The sequence below is a fragment of the Streptomyces sp. NPDC096339 genome (assembly GCF_044762985.1).
GTDB lineage: Bacteria > Actinomycetota > Actinomycetes > Streptomycetales > Streptomycetaceae > Streptomyces.
Genome location: NZ_JBIWFI010000001.1, coordinates 144253 through 160118 on the forward strand (window position 1 = coordinate 144253; position 15866 = coordinate 160118).

A 15866-nucleotide genomic window follows, 5' to 3' on the forward strand; every position below is an offset into this window, starting at 1 on the left:
AACGCCGTGAACGACTCGTCCCCGCAGCAGTACCTGGTCGTCGCCAACGACGAGGAGCAGTACTCCCTCTGGGAGGCCGGCCGGCCCGTCCCGCTCGGCTGGCACGACCAGGACGTACGCGGCACCAAGGAGGAGTGCCTCGCGCACATCGAGCGGGTGTGGACCGACATGCGCCCGCTCAGCCTCCGCGTGAGCATGGCCGGCTGACCCGACGATCCCCGGGCACCACGCCGCCCGGCAGACCCCACCGCGGGCTGCCGGGCGGCGCGGCAGGTGCCGGAAGGAACCCCCCATGACCCGCTCGTACCCCGGCGGCTCCGCGTCACCGCGCCGCCGCACCCCGCTGGCCGCCCTGGTCGCGGTCTCCGGGATCTCCTCGCTCGGCATGGCGGCGACCCTGGTCGCCGTGCCCTGGTTCGTCCTGCACAACACCGGCAGCGGAACCCGGACGGGGCTCGTCGCCACCGCCGAGGTACTGGGCCTGCTGTGTTCCGCCGTGCTCGCGGGTCCGGTCGTCGACCGGCTGCCCGTGCGCGCGACGAGCATCGGAGCGGACCTGCTGACGGCCGCCGCGATCAGTCTGATCCCGCTCCTGCACGCCTTGGACGCCCTGCCCCTGCCCGTCCTGGTCGTCCTGGTCTTCCTCGTCGGGGCCGCCCGCGGGCCGTCCGACACCTCCAAGCAGCTGCTCCTGCCCGGGGCGATGGAGCGCGCCGGGGTCACCGCGGAGCGGGCCACGGGAACCGTCGAGGGAGCCCGCCGGACCGGCATGATGGCCGGGGCGCCGCTGGCCGGTCTGCTCATCGCGGCCGTCGGCCCCGTACACACCCTGTACGCGGACATGGCGGCGATGGCGCTGGCCGCCCTCCTCGTGGCGGCCCTGGTGCCGGCGGCGGCCCGCCCCCTCCCGGCGGCCGGCGCCGACGTGCCGGCGCGCGGCTCCTACGGCCGGGAGCTGCGTTTCGGGCTGGGGCAGTTGCGCAGCGACCGGCTCCTGGGCGCGATGGTGGGGGTCCTGATGCTGACGAACGCCCTGGACGGGGCGCTGAACGGGGTGCTCTATCCGGCGTACGGGTCCCAGGTGCTGCGCAGCAGCGCCCTGTTCGGGGCCATGGTGACCGCGATGGGGGCCGGCGCGCTGCTCGGGGCGGCCCTGTACGGCTGGGCGGGCCACCGGATGCCCCGGCGCGCGGTCTTCGTCGGGGCCTTCGTCCTGGTCGGGGCGGTGCGGTGCGCCGCGCTGGCCGCCGAGCCGCGGACGGCGGTGCTGCTGGCGGTACTGGCCCTGTCCGGCATCGGGTCGGGGATCGTGGGCCCGCTGATGATGTCGGTCGCCTACGAGCGGGTGCCCGAGGCGGTCCGGGGGCGGGTGTTCGGGCTGCTGATGGCCGCCGCGCTGGCGGCGACCCCGTTGGGCATGCTCGGCGCGGGGCTGGCCCTGGACGCCTCGGGTCTGGTGGCGGCGCTGCTGGGGACGGGGGCGCTGTACCTCACGGTCACCCTGGCCCCGCTGGTCTTCCCGGTGTGGCGGGAGCTCGACAGCCGCGGCCCGGCGGAGCACGCGGAGCCGCCGGCCCGGCGGGAGCAGGACTCCCGGCCCCCCATAGGCGCGGGAACCATGACCGAATAGCCAGGGTTCATGCGCTTTCGCGGCCCCTCACCATCGCGCCAGGCAGCTTGATGAGCAGCCTGATCGATCACCGAGGGGCCTTCCGCACGGCAAGGTTGGTCCTGCACCGAACGGCGCGGACGGCCCACAAAGCGGACCGCGCCACGACCAGACCGCTCGCACTCCTGGGGAACCCATGCTCAAGCGTTACGTCATCGCCCTGTCCGTGACCGCGGCCGCGCTGCTGCTGCCCGCCGGCACCGCCCAAGCCGCTGACGGCGCTCCGGACGCGACCACCGTGACGACCACCACCGGGGGCGGGGACACCACCAACACCACCACCCAGACGCCGCGTCAGATCGTGACGCCCAGCGGGCGGGTGGTCACGGTCGTCGCCACGACGAACGGCCGGCTGCGCGACACGAACGACAGCTCCTGGGGCGGCTGATCGCATCGGCCCGTGAGGGCCGGCAGAAAAGGGGGGAGGGAGGATCGCGTCGCGATCCTCCCTCCCCCCTTTCACCTCCCGTGCCGTCAATCGCGCTTGCTCCCGAGGCAGATGACCGCATACCGGGCCCGCGGTGCGTCGACGCGGCGACGTGACCAGCCGGCCGGTACGTACAGCAGTTCGCCGGGCAGCAGCCGGCACTGGAAGGACTCCGGCCGGCCGCTCTCGCCGGTCCCGGTCAGCTGCCAGGTCACGGCCCCGGCGATCTGGTGGATCAGCAGGTGCTCCCGGCCCCCGGGCTGCCCAGTCCAGGCCGCGTCCACACCGAGGCCCGGGGCGGCCACGGCCGTCTCCACCCGGTCCAGCCGCACGGACAGACCCGTCAGCGAGGCCAGTTCGGCGGTGAACCGGTCCACCTGCGCCGGGCACACATCGCCGCCCGCCGATCCCGCCCCGGTGGAGTCCGCGCCCTCGACCTCGTCGACTTCTTCGGCGTCGGCAGTGTCGTCGCCGTCGTCACCGTCGTCGATGTCGTCGATGTCGTCGACGTCACCGAACGCCGGGTTGTCGTACTCGGGCCACAACACACCCGGCGCCCGGTCCAGGTGGACCGAGAGGAACAGGACGATCTCCCGCAGGTGCGGGGCCTCCCGTTCCCAGGCTTCATCCGGCATGTCCATACGTGCCCCTCTTGTTCGGCGGCTCCACAGCTCCCATCCCAGCAGCATGCGACACGCCCGCCGACCGCGACAGACACGAAAACGCGTGACACCAGGTCAGGAAGGCTGTACCGGTTCGCCGTCCTCCTCGCCCCCGAGGTCCAGCAGTCCGCGCGCGGCGGCGGCCACACCGGCCTGGAAGCGGCTGCCCGCACCCAGCTCCTGCATGATGTCGGCGATGTGGCGCCGGGCGGTGCGCAGCGACATGCCCAGGCGACGGGCGATGGCCTCGTCCTTCAGCCCCGCCGCGAGCAGCCGGATGATCGTCTCGTGGATCTCCCGGGCCACCTCCTCGAGCCCCTGCCCCGCGGCGGCCGAGAACGGGGAGGCCAGGTCCCAGGTCTGGTCGAAGATGTTGCACAGGTAGTCGACGGTCGACGGCTCGCGGATCACCACGGCGCCCCAACTGCCGTCGGAGACGGGTATGAAAGCCAGTTCCCGGTCGAAGGCGATGAGCCGGCCGAACAGTTCGTGCGCGGTGCGGTACTGCGCCCCCAGTACGGACGTGGCCGCGACGTAGGCCTGACTCGGCCCGTTGAAGCGGGCCGTGTGGTGGTAAAGGGTCCGGATCGAGATCCCCCGCTGGAGCATCGTCTCGTCCCGCCGCAGCGCCTCCTGCATCGCCTCCGGCACCCTGCTGCCGCCCCCGGGCTGCGAGCTGATCATCTCGGTCGTGCAGTTGAGGGAGGCCCGGTTGAGCGCCCCGCGCACGTCCTCCAGGCTCTCCAGGACCTCCAGCGACTCCCCCGTGGAGCGGCGGCCCAGATAGTGCGGCAGGAAGCGACCCAGGTCCTCGCGGATCCCGCTGATCGCCCGCTGCTGGTCGCGGATCTGCGCCTCCAGAGGCGCGACGAGTTGCTCGGCGGCCGTGTCCGGGGCCACCGCGAAGGCGACCGTCGGGTCGCTCGGGCTCACGTGCAGCAGGCGTGAGGCGCGCAGGCGGGACACACTGCGCCGGACCTCGTCCGCCTCGCGCCCCGTACCGGCGGCCACCGCGTCCACGTCGACCGTGCGGTGTTCGAGCACCCAGCCGTAGACATCGATGTCAACATCGGCGTTGTTCGGATCCGGCATCACGTCAGATGTCTGCATTGCCCCACTTTGCCTTTTTCGCCCCTGGTCGCTTTACTGCCAGGCACTTTGGTGAGGTGCCCGCCCCCTGGCGCCAGGATAAGCAGGACGAAAGGCTGGGCCCCACGAACAGCAGCGGGTGTCCGGCCACTTCAGGCCCCGAACGTCCGAAACGGTGCGATCACGCCCAAAGTGATCACACCGCCACCGGGGGTGCCGAGCCCCGCCGCTGCCCTTCTCCTTCGATCCGGAATCCGGAGCCCCACATGCTGCACACCACGCTCACCGCCCGCGCGGCGGAGCTGCCCACCCTGACCCCCCGCGAGCAGGAGGTCCTCGCCTACCTCGCGCAAGGGGACACCTACCGGATGATCGCGTGCCGGATGGGGCTGAGCCCGCACACGGTCGACACCTACCTGCGCCGGCTGCGCAGCAAGACCGGCGCGGCGAACCGGACCCAGCTCACCCACATCGCCTTCCGGATGGGCTACTGAGCCGACCGCGTGCCCGTGGCCTCGACCTCGGCCCCGACCACCGGGGCATCGTCCTCGAACGTGCGCATCCGCCGCAGCGGGGAGCAGAGCAGGACCAGCGGGGCCGCCGACAGGGCCGCGGCGCACGCCCACAGCGCGTCCCGCACGCCCAGGAGTTCACCGAGGAGTCCCGCCAGCAGGCCGCTCAGGGGCAGTACGCCCCACACCAGGAAGCGCATGGTGGCGGTCATCCGACCGAGCAGGTGCGGCGGGCAGACCGTTTGCCGGTAGGTGACCTGGCAGATGTTGTACAGGGTGACGCCGGCCGACTGGACGAGCGATCCGAGCACGAACAGGCCGATCCGCCAGTCCTCGTCGGCCAGCGGGAGCAGTAGCCCGAAGGGCATGGTCACCAGCAGGGACAGCCACGTGAGCCGGGCCGCGCCGACGGCCCGGGTCACCCGGTCCGCGGCGGTCGCGGCCAGCACCGAGCCGATCGTGGCCGTCGTCAGCACCCAGCCGACGGCCGCGGGGGGCAGCCCCACCGTCCGGGTCAGGAAGAGCACCTCGATGGCCATCACCGCGCTGAGGAACAGGTTCACGGCGGCCGTGTTCAGGGCGATGAGCCGCAGGATCCGGTGGCCCAGGACATAGCTCAGCCCCTCTCGGATGTCACGCAGCAGATGCCGGCGCGGCGCCGGTTCCGACTTCTCCTCCCGGGCCTCGATCCGGCCCAGCAGGACCACGGAGACCAGCGAGGTGACGGCCTGGCCGGCCAGCGTCCCGGCCGCGCCGAGCAGTTGCACCAGGAAGCCGGCGATGCCGGGGCCGGCGAACTCGGCCCCCGAACGCACGGTCTCCAACTTCGAGTTGCCCGCGATCAGGGTGTTCTTGCCGATGAGGGTCGGCAGATAGCTCTGATCGGCGACGTCGCCGAACAGCCGGGCACAGCCCAGCAGCAGGGCGACCGCGTACAGCAGTGGCATCGAATGCAGGTCCAGCAGGTAGGCCACCGGCAGCGCCGTCAGCAGGAGGGCGCGCGCGAGGTCGGCGGCCATCATCACGTGGCGCTTGCGCATCCGGTCCACCCAGGCCCCGGCGGGCAGGCCCAGCAGCAGGAACGCCGCGTGTTCCGCGGCGGACAGCAGACCCGCCTGCATCGCCGAGGCGTCGAGGGTGAGCACCGCCATCAGAGGCAGGGCCACGTACGTGATGCTGCCGCCCAGCTCGTTGCAGATGTGCGAGGACATGAAGAGACGGAAGTCCCTGCGCTGCCGGCGCTCCACGGCCTGACCGGTCTCGGTGGACTCGTCGGTGGTGACGGACACGGGTGCGTTCCTTGTCTGGTCGCGGACGGGGTCCGCGGGGTGCGGGTTCATCGGAGGGCGGGCGCGGGGAGCGCCTTGGGGTCGAGCTTGCCGCCCGGGGTACGGGGCAGCCGCTCCATCAGTGTCACCACGGCCGGTACGAGGTACCCGGGCATCTCGGCCAGGAGGTGACGGCGCAGCGCGTCCGGCGTGAGGGGGCTGCCGACCGCGACGACGGCCCAGGCGGCGAGCTGCGGTCCGTCGGCCGCCGCGACGGCGCGGACGACCACGTCCACGACGTCGGGGTGGGCGGCCACGGCCGCCTCCACCTCCTTCAGTTCGACGCGGTGGCCGCGGATCTTGACCTGGTCGTCGGCGCGCCCGAGGAAGACGAGCGGGCCGCCGGGAGCGCGGGTGACCCGGTCGCCCGTGCGGTACATGCGCCCGCCCGGGGCGTCGGCGAAGGGGTCGGCGACGAACCGCTCGGAGGTCAGGCCCGGCCGGCCGTGGTAGCCGCGCGCCAGGCAGGAACCCGCCAGGTACAGCTCGCCCGCGGCGCCGGGGGGTGCCTCGCGCAGTTCCTCGTCGAGGACGTACGCCCGTACGCCGGCCAGGGGTTCGCCGAGCGGGATCAGCTCGTCGCCGGTGAAGCCGGCGAGTTCGGCCGGTACCGGCTCGTAGGAGGTGGCGGTGATCGTGGACTCGGTGAGCCCGTAGCAGCTGATGACCGGCGGGTGACCGGCCGTCGCCCAGCGCGTGAGGTCCACGGTGCGGCCCGCGTCGCTGCCGATCACCACGCGGCGCAGTGCGGACGGCAGCGGCCGGGGGGCGCGCTCCAGGTCCCTGGCCCACTGCGACCAGTACGGGGTGGGCAGGTTGACGACGCTGATCCGCTCCGCGGCCAGGAACGGCTCCAGTTCGGCGGGCGAGAGGACGTTGTCCTTGACGAAGACGGCCGCGCCGCCCGTGCACCAGGTGGGCAGGGCCTCCTCCAGGCTGACGTCGAAGGCGGGGGCGGCGAACTGCAGGACCGCGTCCCGGTCGGTCAGCCCGTACCGTTCGGCCAGGGTGGCGACCTGTGCGGCGAGTCCGGCGTGGCCGACCGCCACGGGCTTGGGCTGCCCGGTGGATCCGGAGGTGAAGAGCACGTAGGCGAGGGACCCCGGTGCGACGTCGGCGGGCGGGGCCGCCGACGTGGGGGCCGCGGTCGTGGTGGACGCCCAGAACAGTTCGCTCCCGGTGCGGCGTTGCAGCATCGCGGCGGCGTGGGTGTCGGGTGCGACCGCGTGCCGGGTGCCGGCGGCCCGCAGCAGGGTGCGCAGCCGCTCGTCGGGGGCGTCGAGGTCCACCAGGAGGGGGGCCGCGCCGGCGTACCAGATGCCCAGCAGCCCCACCGCCCAGTGGACGCCGCGGCGCACCCCCAGGAGCACGGTGTCCTCCGGCCCGGCACCGGCCGCGCGCAGCTCCTCGGCCACCGCGCGCGCCCGCCGGTCGAGCCGGCGGTACGTCAGTTCGCCCTCGGGTGCGCGGACCGCGGTGGCCTCGGGTGTGAGCCCTGCCCGGTGCGCGATGCGCAGGGGCACGGGGGTGGTCTCGGTCGGACTCATGGTGGTGGTGTCTCCTGGGGGTGCGGTCGGGGCTCTTCGCGGCGCGGTCAGGCCTGGTCAGGCGTGATCAGGCCTGGTCGCGGGAGCGGGGGCGCAGCGCGGGACGGGCGGGGGTGGTGGTGGCCTCGGCGAGGCGCGCGGCGATGCCGGCGGGGGTGGGTGTCTCGAAGAGATCGCGGATGTTCAGCCGTACACCGAGTTCGGCGCCGATCCGGCCGGCCAGCCGGGTGGCGAGGAGCGAGTGGCCGCCGTGGGCGAAGAAGTCGTCGTCCATCCCGGCCTCCTGGAGGCCGAGGACGGAGGCGAAGATCTCGCAGAGCGTCTTCTCCGCGGGAGTGGCGGGCAGCCGTCCGGCCGGGCGGTGCACGGTGGCCGGGTCGGGGAGCGCCTTGCGGTCGAGCTTGCCGTTGACCGTGAGCGGGAACCGCGGCAGGTGCAGGAACAGCGACGGGACCATGTAGTTCGGGAGGTTGCGGCCCAGTTCCGTGCGGACCTCGTCGGCGGTGGGCGTACCGGTGAAGTAGCAGATGAGCCGCTGCTGGCCCGCGTGGTCCCGGTCGACGGCGACGACGGCCTCGCCGACGCCCGGCACGGCGCGCAGCGCGGTCTCCACCTCGCCCAGTTCGATGCGGTTGCCGCGGACCTTGACCTGGTGGTCCTGGCGGCCGAGGAAGTCGAGCTGGCCGTCGGCCCGCATCCGGGCGAGGTCGCCGGTGCGGTACATGCGGCTGCCGGGCACGGCGGAGAACGGGTCCGGGACGTAGCGCTCGCTGGAGCGGCGCGGGTCGCGCAGGTATCCGGGGCCCACGCCCGTGCCGCCGATGAAGAGTTCGCCGGGCACACCGGGCGGTACGGGGGCGAGCGAGGCGTCCAACAGGTAGAGGGAGTTGTTGCGCAGCGGGCGTCCGACGGGCAGCCGGCCGTGTTCCAGCTGGGCGTGCACGTCGGGGCCGATGAAGGCGTGCGTGTTGTCGTCGGAGCACTCGGTGAGGCCGTAGGCGTTGACGATCGCGGCCTGCGGGTGGCGCGCGTACCAGCGGGTGCACAGTTCGGGCGGCAGCACCTCGCCGTTGACGATGAACCAGCGCAGCTCGGGCAGAGCCGGCGGCAGCACGCCGGTGTCCCACAGGTCGACGGCGGCGCGGACGAAGGAGGGCACGGTCTCCAGGACGGTGATCCCCCGGCGGGCCGCGCCTTCGAAGAGGGCGGCCGGGTCGCGGGCGGTGTCCCGGGTGACCAGGTGGACCTGTCCGCCGGTGATCAGCGGGGCGAGCATCTGCCATACGGAGATGTCGAAGGTGAGCGGGGCGTTCATCACCACGCGGTCGCCGTCGCCGAGACCGAGGTCCTCGACCTTGGCCAGGAGGTGGTTGTTCATGCCCCGGCGGTGGACCATGGCGCCCTTGGGCTTGCCGGTGGAGCCGGAGGTGAAGCAGACGTAGGCCAGGGCGTCGGGTCCGCCGGCCGGGGCCGGCCGCTCGCCCGGGGCGGCGGCCGCGTCGTCGATGACCAGGACGGGCAGCCCGCCGGGGACTGCGGCGGCGATCTCCTCGGCACGCGCCCGCTGTTCGGGGGCGGCCAGCAGGCGGGTGATCCCGCCGCTCGCCAGCAGGTCGGCGGTACGGGTGACGGGTCCCTCCGGGTCGAGGGGGACGTAGGCCGCACCCGAGCCGAGGATGCCGAGCATCGCGACGGGGACGCGGGTGGTGGGCTCGCTGAGTACGGCGACCAGGTCACCGGGGCGCACCCCGTCGGCGAGCAGGGCCAGGGCAAGGGCGTCGGCGCGGGCCACGAGGTCCGCGTAGCTCAGTTCGCGGCCGGTGTCGTCGGTGGTGGCGACGGCGTCGGGGCGGACCCCGGCCTGCTGCCGGACGCGCTCGACGACCTCCGCGTACTCCTCGTCGCGGGCCGTGTCGTTCCATTCGACCAGGACGCGGTGGCGTTCGGCGGGCGAGAGCAGGTCCACGGTGCCCACCGGGCACGAGGGGTCCTGGGCGACGGCTTCCAGGAGCCGGGCGAGGCGTTCGATCAGGGCCTGGACGGTGTCGCGTTCGAAGACGTCCGGCCGGTAGTCGATCTGCAGCCGCAGCCGGTCGCCGGGGATGGCGGTCAACGAGAGCGGGTAGTGGGCGGCGTCGTACGGGTCCACTCCGGTGACCTGGAGCCCGCCCGTGCCGAGGGCGGCGAGGCCGGCCGCGTCGACCGGGTAGTTCTGGAAGGCGACGCAGGAGTCGAAGAGCTGGCCCGCTCCCGCGAGCCGCTGGATCTCGACCAGGCCCAGGTGGTGGTGGTCGATCAGGCGCGCCTGCTCGTCCTGGAGCCGCTCGAACAGCGCGACGAGGGACTCGGTCGGGTCGATGCGTACCCGGACCGGCACGGTGTTGATGCACAGGCCCACGATGTCGGCGACGCCGGGCAGTTCGGGGTCCCGGCCGCTGACGATGGCGCCGAAGACCACGTCCTCGGAGCGGATCTGCCGGCCGAGCAGGAGTGCCCACGCTCCCTGGAGCAGGGTTCCGGAGGTGATCCGGTGGCCGCGGGCGAGGGCGCCGAGCCGTTCGGTGAGGGGCTCGGGAAGGTACGTCTCCACGCGGTCGGGCAGCACCGAGCCGGGCGGCGGGGACACGGGCGCGGTACGGGTTCCGCCGGGCAGGCCGTCCAGGGCGCGGGTCCAGGCGTTCTGGGCGGCGGCCGTGTCGCGGCTGTGGAGCCGGCTCAGGAAGGCGGAGTAGGGGGTGACGGGTCCCAGCGCGGCGTCGTCGGCGTGGTGCAGGGCGAGGAGTTCGCGGACCAGGACCGGCCAGGACCAGCCGTCCATCACGATGTGGTGGTAGGTCAGCAGCAGTCGGTGGGACAGCGGGCCGGTGCGGACGAGGGTGAAGCGCAGCAGCGGCGGCCGGGCGAGGTCGAAGCGGGTGGCCCGGTCCTCGGCGAGGAGGGTGTCGACGGCGGCGGTGCGCTCGGTCTCGCCGAGCCCGGACAGGTCCACCTCCTGCCAGGGGGCCCGTACGCCGCGCTGGACGACCTGGGCGGGTTCGCCGGTGGCGCGGGGCAGGAAGCCGGCGCGGAGGTTGGCGTGCCTCTCCAGGACGGTGTCGGCGGCGGCGCGCAGCCGGTCCGCGTCGAGGGGGCCGTCGAGGTCGAGGAGCAGCTGGGCCACGTAGACGTCGCGTTCCTCCTCGTCGAAGAGGGCGTGGAAGAGGATGCCGTCCTGGAGCGGGGACAGTGGCAGGACGTCCTCGACCAGGGAGCGGGCGGCGGGGGCCGGGGCGGCGGCGGGTGCGGCGGCAGGGGTGGACGGCGGGTGGTTCACGATGGTGTTCCTTCGGTGGTCAGGCGGTCTGGGTGCGGCGGGCCCGGCGAACGATCGGCGGGTCCTCGGCGCCGGCGCCGGCGGCCGTGGCGGCGGGGAGGGCGGCGGCCAGTTCGGCGACGGTGGGGCCGGTGAAGAACTGGCGGATGCCGACGGCCGCGCCGAACCGGTCCCGGACCTCGGCGAGCAGCCGGGTGGCGAGCAGGGAGTGTCCGCCGAGGTCGAAGAAGCTGTCGTGGACGCCGATGTGCGGCACGCCCAGGACCTGCTCCCAGATCGCGCACAGGGCGCGCTCGTCGTCGGTGCGCGGCTCCTGGTGGGCCCCCGCGGTGCCGGTCGTCGCCGGGCCCGGCACGGGCAGGGCGGCCAGGTCGGTCTTGCCGTTGGCGGTCACGGGGAAGGCGTCGAGCAGGGTGAGGGTGGCGGGCACCATGTAGTCGGGCAGCCGGGCGCGCAGGTGCTCGCGCAGTTCCCGCGGGTCGGGTGCGGGGGTCCCCTCGGCGGGGACGGCGTAGCCCGCCAGCGCGGGACCGGCGGCCGTGTCCACGACGGTGACGGCGGCCTGGCCCACAGCCTGGTGGCCGGCCAGGACGTGCTCGATCTCGGCGGGTTCGATGCGCAGTCCACGGATCTTGACCTGCCGGTCGGCGCGGCCGAGGTACTCGACCTGGCCGTCGGTGGTCCAGCGGGCCAGGTCGCCGGTGCGGTACATCCGGCTGCCCGGGGGGCCGTACGGGCAGGCGACGAAGCGTTCGGCGGTCAGCCCGGCCCGGCCTAGGTAGCCCTGTGCGAGTCCGGCGCCCGCGATGTAGAGCTCGCCGATGACGCCGGGCGCCACGAGGCCGAGCCGCTCGTCCAGGACGTGCAGCCGCGTACCGTCGAGGGGGCGGCCGATCGGGACCTGTCCGGCGGGGGCCTCCTGGCCCGGGCCGACGGCGAAGGTCGCCGCGAAGGTGGTGGTCTCGGTGGGTCCGTAGGCGTTGGTGACGGTGGTGCGCGGGCAGGACTCGCGGACCCGGCGGACCATGGACGGCGAGGCGGCCTCGCCTCCGGTCATCACCTCGTGCAGCGTGCCGAGCGCGGGCAGGCAGCGGTCGGCGAGGACGTTGAAGAGGGTGGCGGTGAGGAATGTCCCGGTGACCTTCTCCTCTGCCATCAGCCGGGCCAGCGCGTCGACGTCGAGTTCGCCGGGCGGCGCGACGACGACCAGGCCGCCGTTCAGGAGCGGCACCCACAGTTCGTAGGTGGAGGCGTCGAAGGCGTGCGGCGAGCGGAACAGCACCCGTGCGTGCGCGCCGCCGCGCCAGCGCCGGTCGGTGGCGAGGGCGACGACCTCGCGGTGGGAGACGGCCACGCCCTTGGGGGTGCCGGTGGAGCCGGAGGTGTACATCAGATAGGCCAGCGCGTCGGCGTGCCCGGGGGGCCCGGCCGTCGCTGCGGCCGCGGCCGCGTCGGCAACGGCCCCGTCCGGACGCAGTACGTGACGCGGACCAGCCGGTACGGGCTCCCCGTCGGGAACGTCGGTGACGAGGACGGCGGCCCCGGCCGCGGTGAGCACGGCCTCGGTACGGGCACGCGGAGCGCGCGCGTCCAACGGCAGGTAGGCGGCGCCCGCCTTGAGGATGCCCAGGCAGGCGGCGACGAGGTCGGGCGAGCGGTCCATCAGTACGGCGACCGACTCGCCCGGTCGGACGCCGAGGGCCCGCAGCCGCCCGGCGATCCGCTCGGCGCGGTCGTCGAGTTCGCCGTACGTCGTCTCCCGGCCGGCGCAGAGCACGGCGGGGCGGCCGGGGTGGGCGGCGGCCCGCTCCTCGAAGGCCCCGTGGACGGTTCGGGCGTCGGGGGCGACGGGAGCGCCCTGCCAGTGCTCCAGCAGGTCGGCACGCTCCCCGGGCAGCAGGACGTCGAGTGCGGACAGCGGGACGTCGGGCTCGCGGACGACGGCGCCGATGAGGTGGACGAGCCGGTCCAGCAGCCGCCGGGCAGTGGGCTCGTCGAACAGGTCGCTCGCGTACTCCAGTCCGAGGGACAGGCCCAGGGGTTGGTTGGTGGCCGGGTCGTGGAGCTCCTCCACCTCCAGGGTGAGGTCGAACTTGGCGGTGTCGGTGCGTACCGCCTCCACCTCGGCCCGCAGGCCCGCGAAGGCGGGGGTCCGCGGCTCGCCGCGCTGGGCGGAGACCGCGACCTGGAAGAGCGGGTGGCGGGCGGGCGAGCGGGCCGGGTTGAGGCGTTCGACCAGCGATTCGAAGGGCAGTTCCTGGTGGGCGTACGCATCCAGGGCGGCGGTGCGCACCCGGCCCAGTACCTCCGTGAAGGTGGGGTCGCCCGAGGTGTCGGCGCGCACGACCAGGGTGTTGACGAAGAGGCCCACGAGGTCGGTGAGCGCTTCGTCGTCCCGGCCGTCGACAGGGCAGCCCAGCGGCAGGTCGGTGCCGGAGCCTAGGCGGGTGAGCAGGGCCGCGAACGCGGCCTGGACGGCCATGAACGGGGTGGCGCGGGCGCCTTGGGCCAGCGCGGCCAGCGCGGCGTGGGTGGCGGCGTCGGTCCGTGCCTCCACCAGCGCGCCCCGGTGGCCGGCCACGGCCGGGCGCGGCCGGTCGGCGGGCAGTGCCAGTTCCTCGGGCAGGCCGTCGAGGACGGCCGTCCAGTGGGTGAGCAGCCGGCCGTGCAGGGAGGCGGGGTCCTGGGCCGGGCCGAGGAGTTCGCGCTGCCACAGCGCGTAGTCCGGGTACTGGACGGGCAGTTCGGGCCACTCGGGCGACCGGCCGGCGCAGCGGGCGGTATAGGCGGCGGCGAGGTCGCGGACGAGGATGTTCACGGAGTGGCCGTCGCCCGCGATGTGGTGCAGGACCAGGAGCAGGTAGTGGTCCTCGGTGCCGTCGGTGAACAGGTCGGCGCGCAGCGGTGGTTCGACACTGAGGTCGAACGGCCGGGACGAGGCCTCCACGGCCCGCAGGGCGCGTTCGGTGGGCGGGCAGTCGGTGACGGTGAGCACCGGGGCGGCGTCCGCGGGGTCCAGGACCCGCTGGTGGGGGCGGCCCGCCTCGTCGGGGAAGACGGTGCGCAGCGCCTCGTGGCGGCCGCTCACGTCCGCGAGCGCGCCGCGCAGGGCCGGGAGGTCGAGGGCGCCGCGCAGCCGCAGTCCGATGGGGATGTGGTAGAGCGCGCCGTCGGCGCCGTCCCGGGCGTGGAACCACAGCCGCTGTTGGGCGTGGGACAGAGGGATCACAGCAGGGCTCCGAGCTGGGATTCGAAGGTGTCGAGGTCGGCCTGGCTGACCTGGGCGAGGGAGACGTCCGAGGGGGTCAGCCCCCCGGCGTCGGGGCGGGCGGCGTGGGTGACGACGGCGCGCAGCATGGTGAACCACTCCCGCGCGAGGTCGTGGACCCACGGACCGGGGAGGGCGTTGCCCGCCCAGGTCCAGGTGGCGCTGAGGGTGAGGCCGTCCGGGCCTTCGTGGGCGGCCGCGTTGACCTCCACGGCGTGGGCCATCGGGAGGCCTTCGTCGGCGTCGTCGAGGGCGAAGTCGTGGCCGGGCGCGGCGTCCCAGGGGGCGTCGCCGCCCATCGGGAACCGGCCGAGGTAGTTGAAGCCGATCTGGGGAATGCCGCGGGCGGCGAGATCGGCCCCGGTACGGGAGTTGAGGTGGCGCAGCAGCCCGAAGCCGATGCCCTTGTCGGGTACGGCGCGCAGTTCCTCCTTGACCAGCCGCAGGGCGGCGCCGACCTCGGGTCCTCCCGCGCGGGCCTCGTCGAGGTCCGGGCGGCCCAGCGCGAGGCGGACGGGGAACACGGTGGTGAACCAGCCGACGGTGCGGGAGAGGTCGGTGCCGTCGGCGACGTCCTCCCGGCCGTGGCCCTCGACGTCGATGAGGACGACGCCCTCCTCGTCCGCCCCGTCCGCCCCGTCGGCGCCGCGCCGGCCGAGCACGGCGAGGGCCAGGGCGGTCAGCAGCACGTCGTTCACGGTTCCGTTGACGAGGCCGGGCGCGGTGGTGAGCAGAGGGCCCGTCACGTCCGGCCCGAGGGTCAGGGTGAGGGTGTTCTCCGGGCTCTCCGGGTCGAGGCCGCCGGGCGGGCTGACCCCGGCCAGGGGCTGGGGGGCCTCGCGCAGGGTGGCGGCCCAGCGGTCGGCCTCGGTGGTCCGGCGGCCGGAGGTGGCCTCCGCGCGCAGCAGGTCGGCCCAGTGCGCGAAGGGGGTCGCCGCCGGTTCCAGGACGGGTTCGCGGCCCTCGGCCAGGGCCGTCCAGCAGCTGCGCAGGTCGTCCTGGAGGATCCGCCAGGAGACGCCGTCGACCACGAGGTGGTGGATGACGAGCGCGAGCCGTCCCTGCTGTCCGGCGCCCCGGTCCAGGAGTACGGCGCGCAGCATGTGGCCGTCGCGGGGCGAGAGCAGCCGGCGCGCGGCCCGCATCCGCTCCCGGGTCAGGGCGGGGAGTGCCGCCTCGCCGGTCCCGCGGGCGTCCACGTGCTCCAGCAGGTCCGCCGCGGCGACGGAGCCCGCGGGTGGTACGACCGGTTCGGCGCCGGTGGCCCCGATCCCGTCGGGCAGCCGCAGGCGGAGCATCTCGTGGGTGTCCAGGAGTGCCTGCACGGTGCGTTCGGCGGCGGCCGCCCCGAAGCCCGGCGGGGTGCGCAGGACGAGCGACTGGTTGTACGTGTCGACGGGACCGCCGAGTTCGGCGAGCCAGCCCATGATGGGGGTGGGTGCCAGCGGGCCCAGGCGGCGCGGGGGCGTGGTCGGTCCGGCGTCCTCGCGTTCCCGGCCCTGGGCTCGGGCGGTGGCGGCGAGCGCGCTCACGCTCTCCGCGCGGAGCACGTCGCGGGTGCTGACGACCAGGCCGGCCGCGCGGGCGCGGCTGACGACCTGGATGGCCTGGATGCTGTCGCCGCCCAGCCCCGGGAAGCTGTGGCCCGCGTCGACCTCGGCGCGGCCGAGGACCTCGGCGATGAGGGTGCGCAGGGTCCGTACGGGGTCGGGTCCGGCCGACTGCTCGGTGCGGTGGGCGGGCTCAGCCACGGGGCGCGTTCCCGGCGAGGGCGGCCACCAGGGAGGCGGGGCGCATGTCGGTCCAGACCCGCTCGACGTGGTCCAGGCAGGCCTGGCGGCCGTCGGGGCCGTGCACGACGGTCCAGCCGGCCGGGACGGGGTTGGTCGCGGGCCACAGGGAGTGCTGGAGCTCGTCGTTGCGGACCACGACGTAGGAGGCGTTGTCGTTCTCGAAGGGGTTGCTCATGGCGGTTCGCCTTTCGGGTCGGGTGCGGCCGTACGGGTCGTACGGCGCGTCGTCGGAACGGGTACGGCGGAGGGACAGGTACG

The 15866-nt window shown here is 74.3% G+C and carries 12 protein-coding genes; 4 read left to right on the plus strand and 8 right to left on the minus strand.

All coding sequences use genetic code 11. The features are described 5' to 3' along the window. Positions 1 to 6 precede the first annotated feature (6 nt). The 3 genes from ACIQ5Y_RS00695 to ACIQ5Y_RS00705 all read left to right on the plus strand — a co-directional run bounded on the left by ACIQ5Y_RS00695 (position 7) and on the right by ACIQ5Y_RS00705 (position 2057). A complete protein-coding gene (locus ACIQ5Y_RS00695; RefSeq protein ID WP_403873382.1) occupies positions 7 to 207 on the plus strand; it encodes an MbtH family protein in 201 nt (66 codons plus the stop codon). 85 nt (positions 208 to 292) lie between these two features. Continuing rightward, positions 293 to 1630 (plus strand): MFS transporter, encoded by a 1338-nt coding sequence (locus ACIQ5Y_RS00700; protein WP_403873385.1) that lies wholly within the window; start codon positions 293 to 295, stop codon positions 1628 to 1630. Positions 1631 to 1805: 175 nt separating this feature from the next. Then, the gene (locus tag ACIQ5Y_RS00705; protein WP_403873388.1) at positions 1806 to 2057 is read left to right on the plus strand and encodes a hypothetical protein; all 252 of its coding nucleotides are present in this window, start codon (positions 1806 to 1808) and stop codon (positions 2055 to 2057) included. Between the two features lie 86 nt (positions 2058 to 2143). Here ACIQ5Y_RS00705 and ACIQ5Y_RS00710 read toward each other — a convergent pair whose 3' ends face one another. Next, complete coding sequence (locus tag ACIQ5Y_RS00710; RefSeq protein WP_403873391.1) at positions 2144 to 2737, minus strand: hypothetical protein; 594 nt, start codon at positions 2735 to 2737, stop codon at positions 2144 to 2146. Positions 2738 to 2833: 96 nt separating this feature from the next. Next, a complete protein-coding gene (locus ACIQ5Y_RS00715) occupies positions 2834 to 3868 on the minus strand; it encodes a response regulator transcription factor (RefSeq protein ID WP_403873394.1) in 1035 nt (344 codons plus the stop codon). 245 nt (positions 3869 to 4113) lie between these two features. Between ACIQ5Y_RS00715 and ACIQ5Y_RS00720 the strand changes: the two genes are divergently transcribed. Next, positions 4114 to 4341 (plus strand): response regulator transcription factor, encoded by a 228-nt coding sequence (locus ACIQ5Y_RS00720; RefSeq protein ID WP_403873397.1) that lies wholly within the window; start codon positions 4114 to 4116, stop codon positions 4339 to 4341. Here the strand turns inward: ACIQ5Y_RS00720 and ACIQ5Y_RS00725 are convergent. The 6 genes from ACIQ5Y_RS00725 to ACIQ5Y_RS00750 all read right to left on the minus strand — a co-directional run bounded on the left by ACIQ5Y_RS00725 (position 4335) and on the right by ACIQ5Y_RS00750 (position 15783). Further along, positions 4335 to 5648, minus strand: coding sequence for an MFS transporter (locus ACIQ5Y_RS00725; protein ID WP_403873400.1), 1314 nt, complete (start codon positions 5646 to 5648; stop codon positions 4335 to 4337). The genes ACIQ5Y_RS00720 and ACIQ5Y_RS00725 overlap by 7 nt on opposite strands. Before the next feature lie 47 nt (positions 5649 to 5695). Continuing rightward, entirely contained in the window at positions 5696 to 7234 is a 1539-nt protein-coding gene (locus tag ACIQ5Y_RS00730; protein ID WP_403873402.1) for an amino acid adenylation domain-containing protein, read from the minus strand. A gap of 67 nt (positions 7235 to 7301) precedes the next feature. After that, the gene (locus ACIQ5Y_RS00735) at positions 7302 to 10547 is read right to left on the minus strand and encodes an amino acid adenylation domain-containing protein (RefSeq protein WP_403873405.1); all 3246 of its coding nucleotides are present in this window, start codon (positions 10545 to 10547) and stop codon (positions 7302 to 7304) included. 19 nt (positions 10548 to 10566) lie between these two features. After that, complete coding sequence (locus ACIQ5Y_RS00740) at positions 10567 to 13776, minus strand: amino acid adenylation domain-containing protein (protein WP_403873407.1); 3210 nt, start codon at positions 13774 to 13776, stop codon at positions 10567 to 10569. Further along, positions 13773 to 15566, minus strand: a complete 1794-nt coding sequence (locus tag ACIQ5Y_RS00745; RefSeq protein ID WP_403873410.1) for a condensation domain-containing protein — start codon at positions 15564 to 15566, stop codon at positions 13773 to 13775. Before ACIQ5Y_RS00745 ends, ACIQ5Y_RS00740 begins: the two co-directional genes overlap by 4 nt. Beyond that, the gene (locus tag ACIQ5Y_RS00750; protein WP_365266837.1) at positions 15559 to 15783 is read right to left on the minus strand and encodes an MbtH family protein; all 225 of its coding nucleotides are present in this window, start codon (positions 15781 to 15783) and stop codon (positions 15559 to 15561) included. Before ACIQ5Y_RS00750 ends, ACIQ5Y_RS00745 begins: the two co-directional genes overlap by 8 nt. Positions 15784 to 15866: the final 83 nt, after the last annotated feature.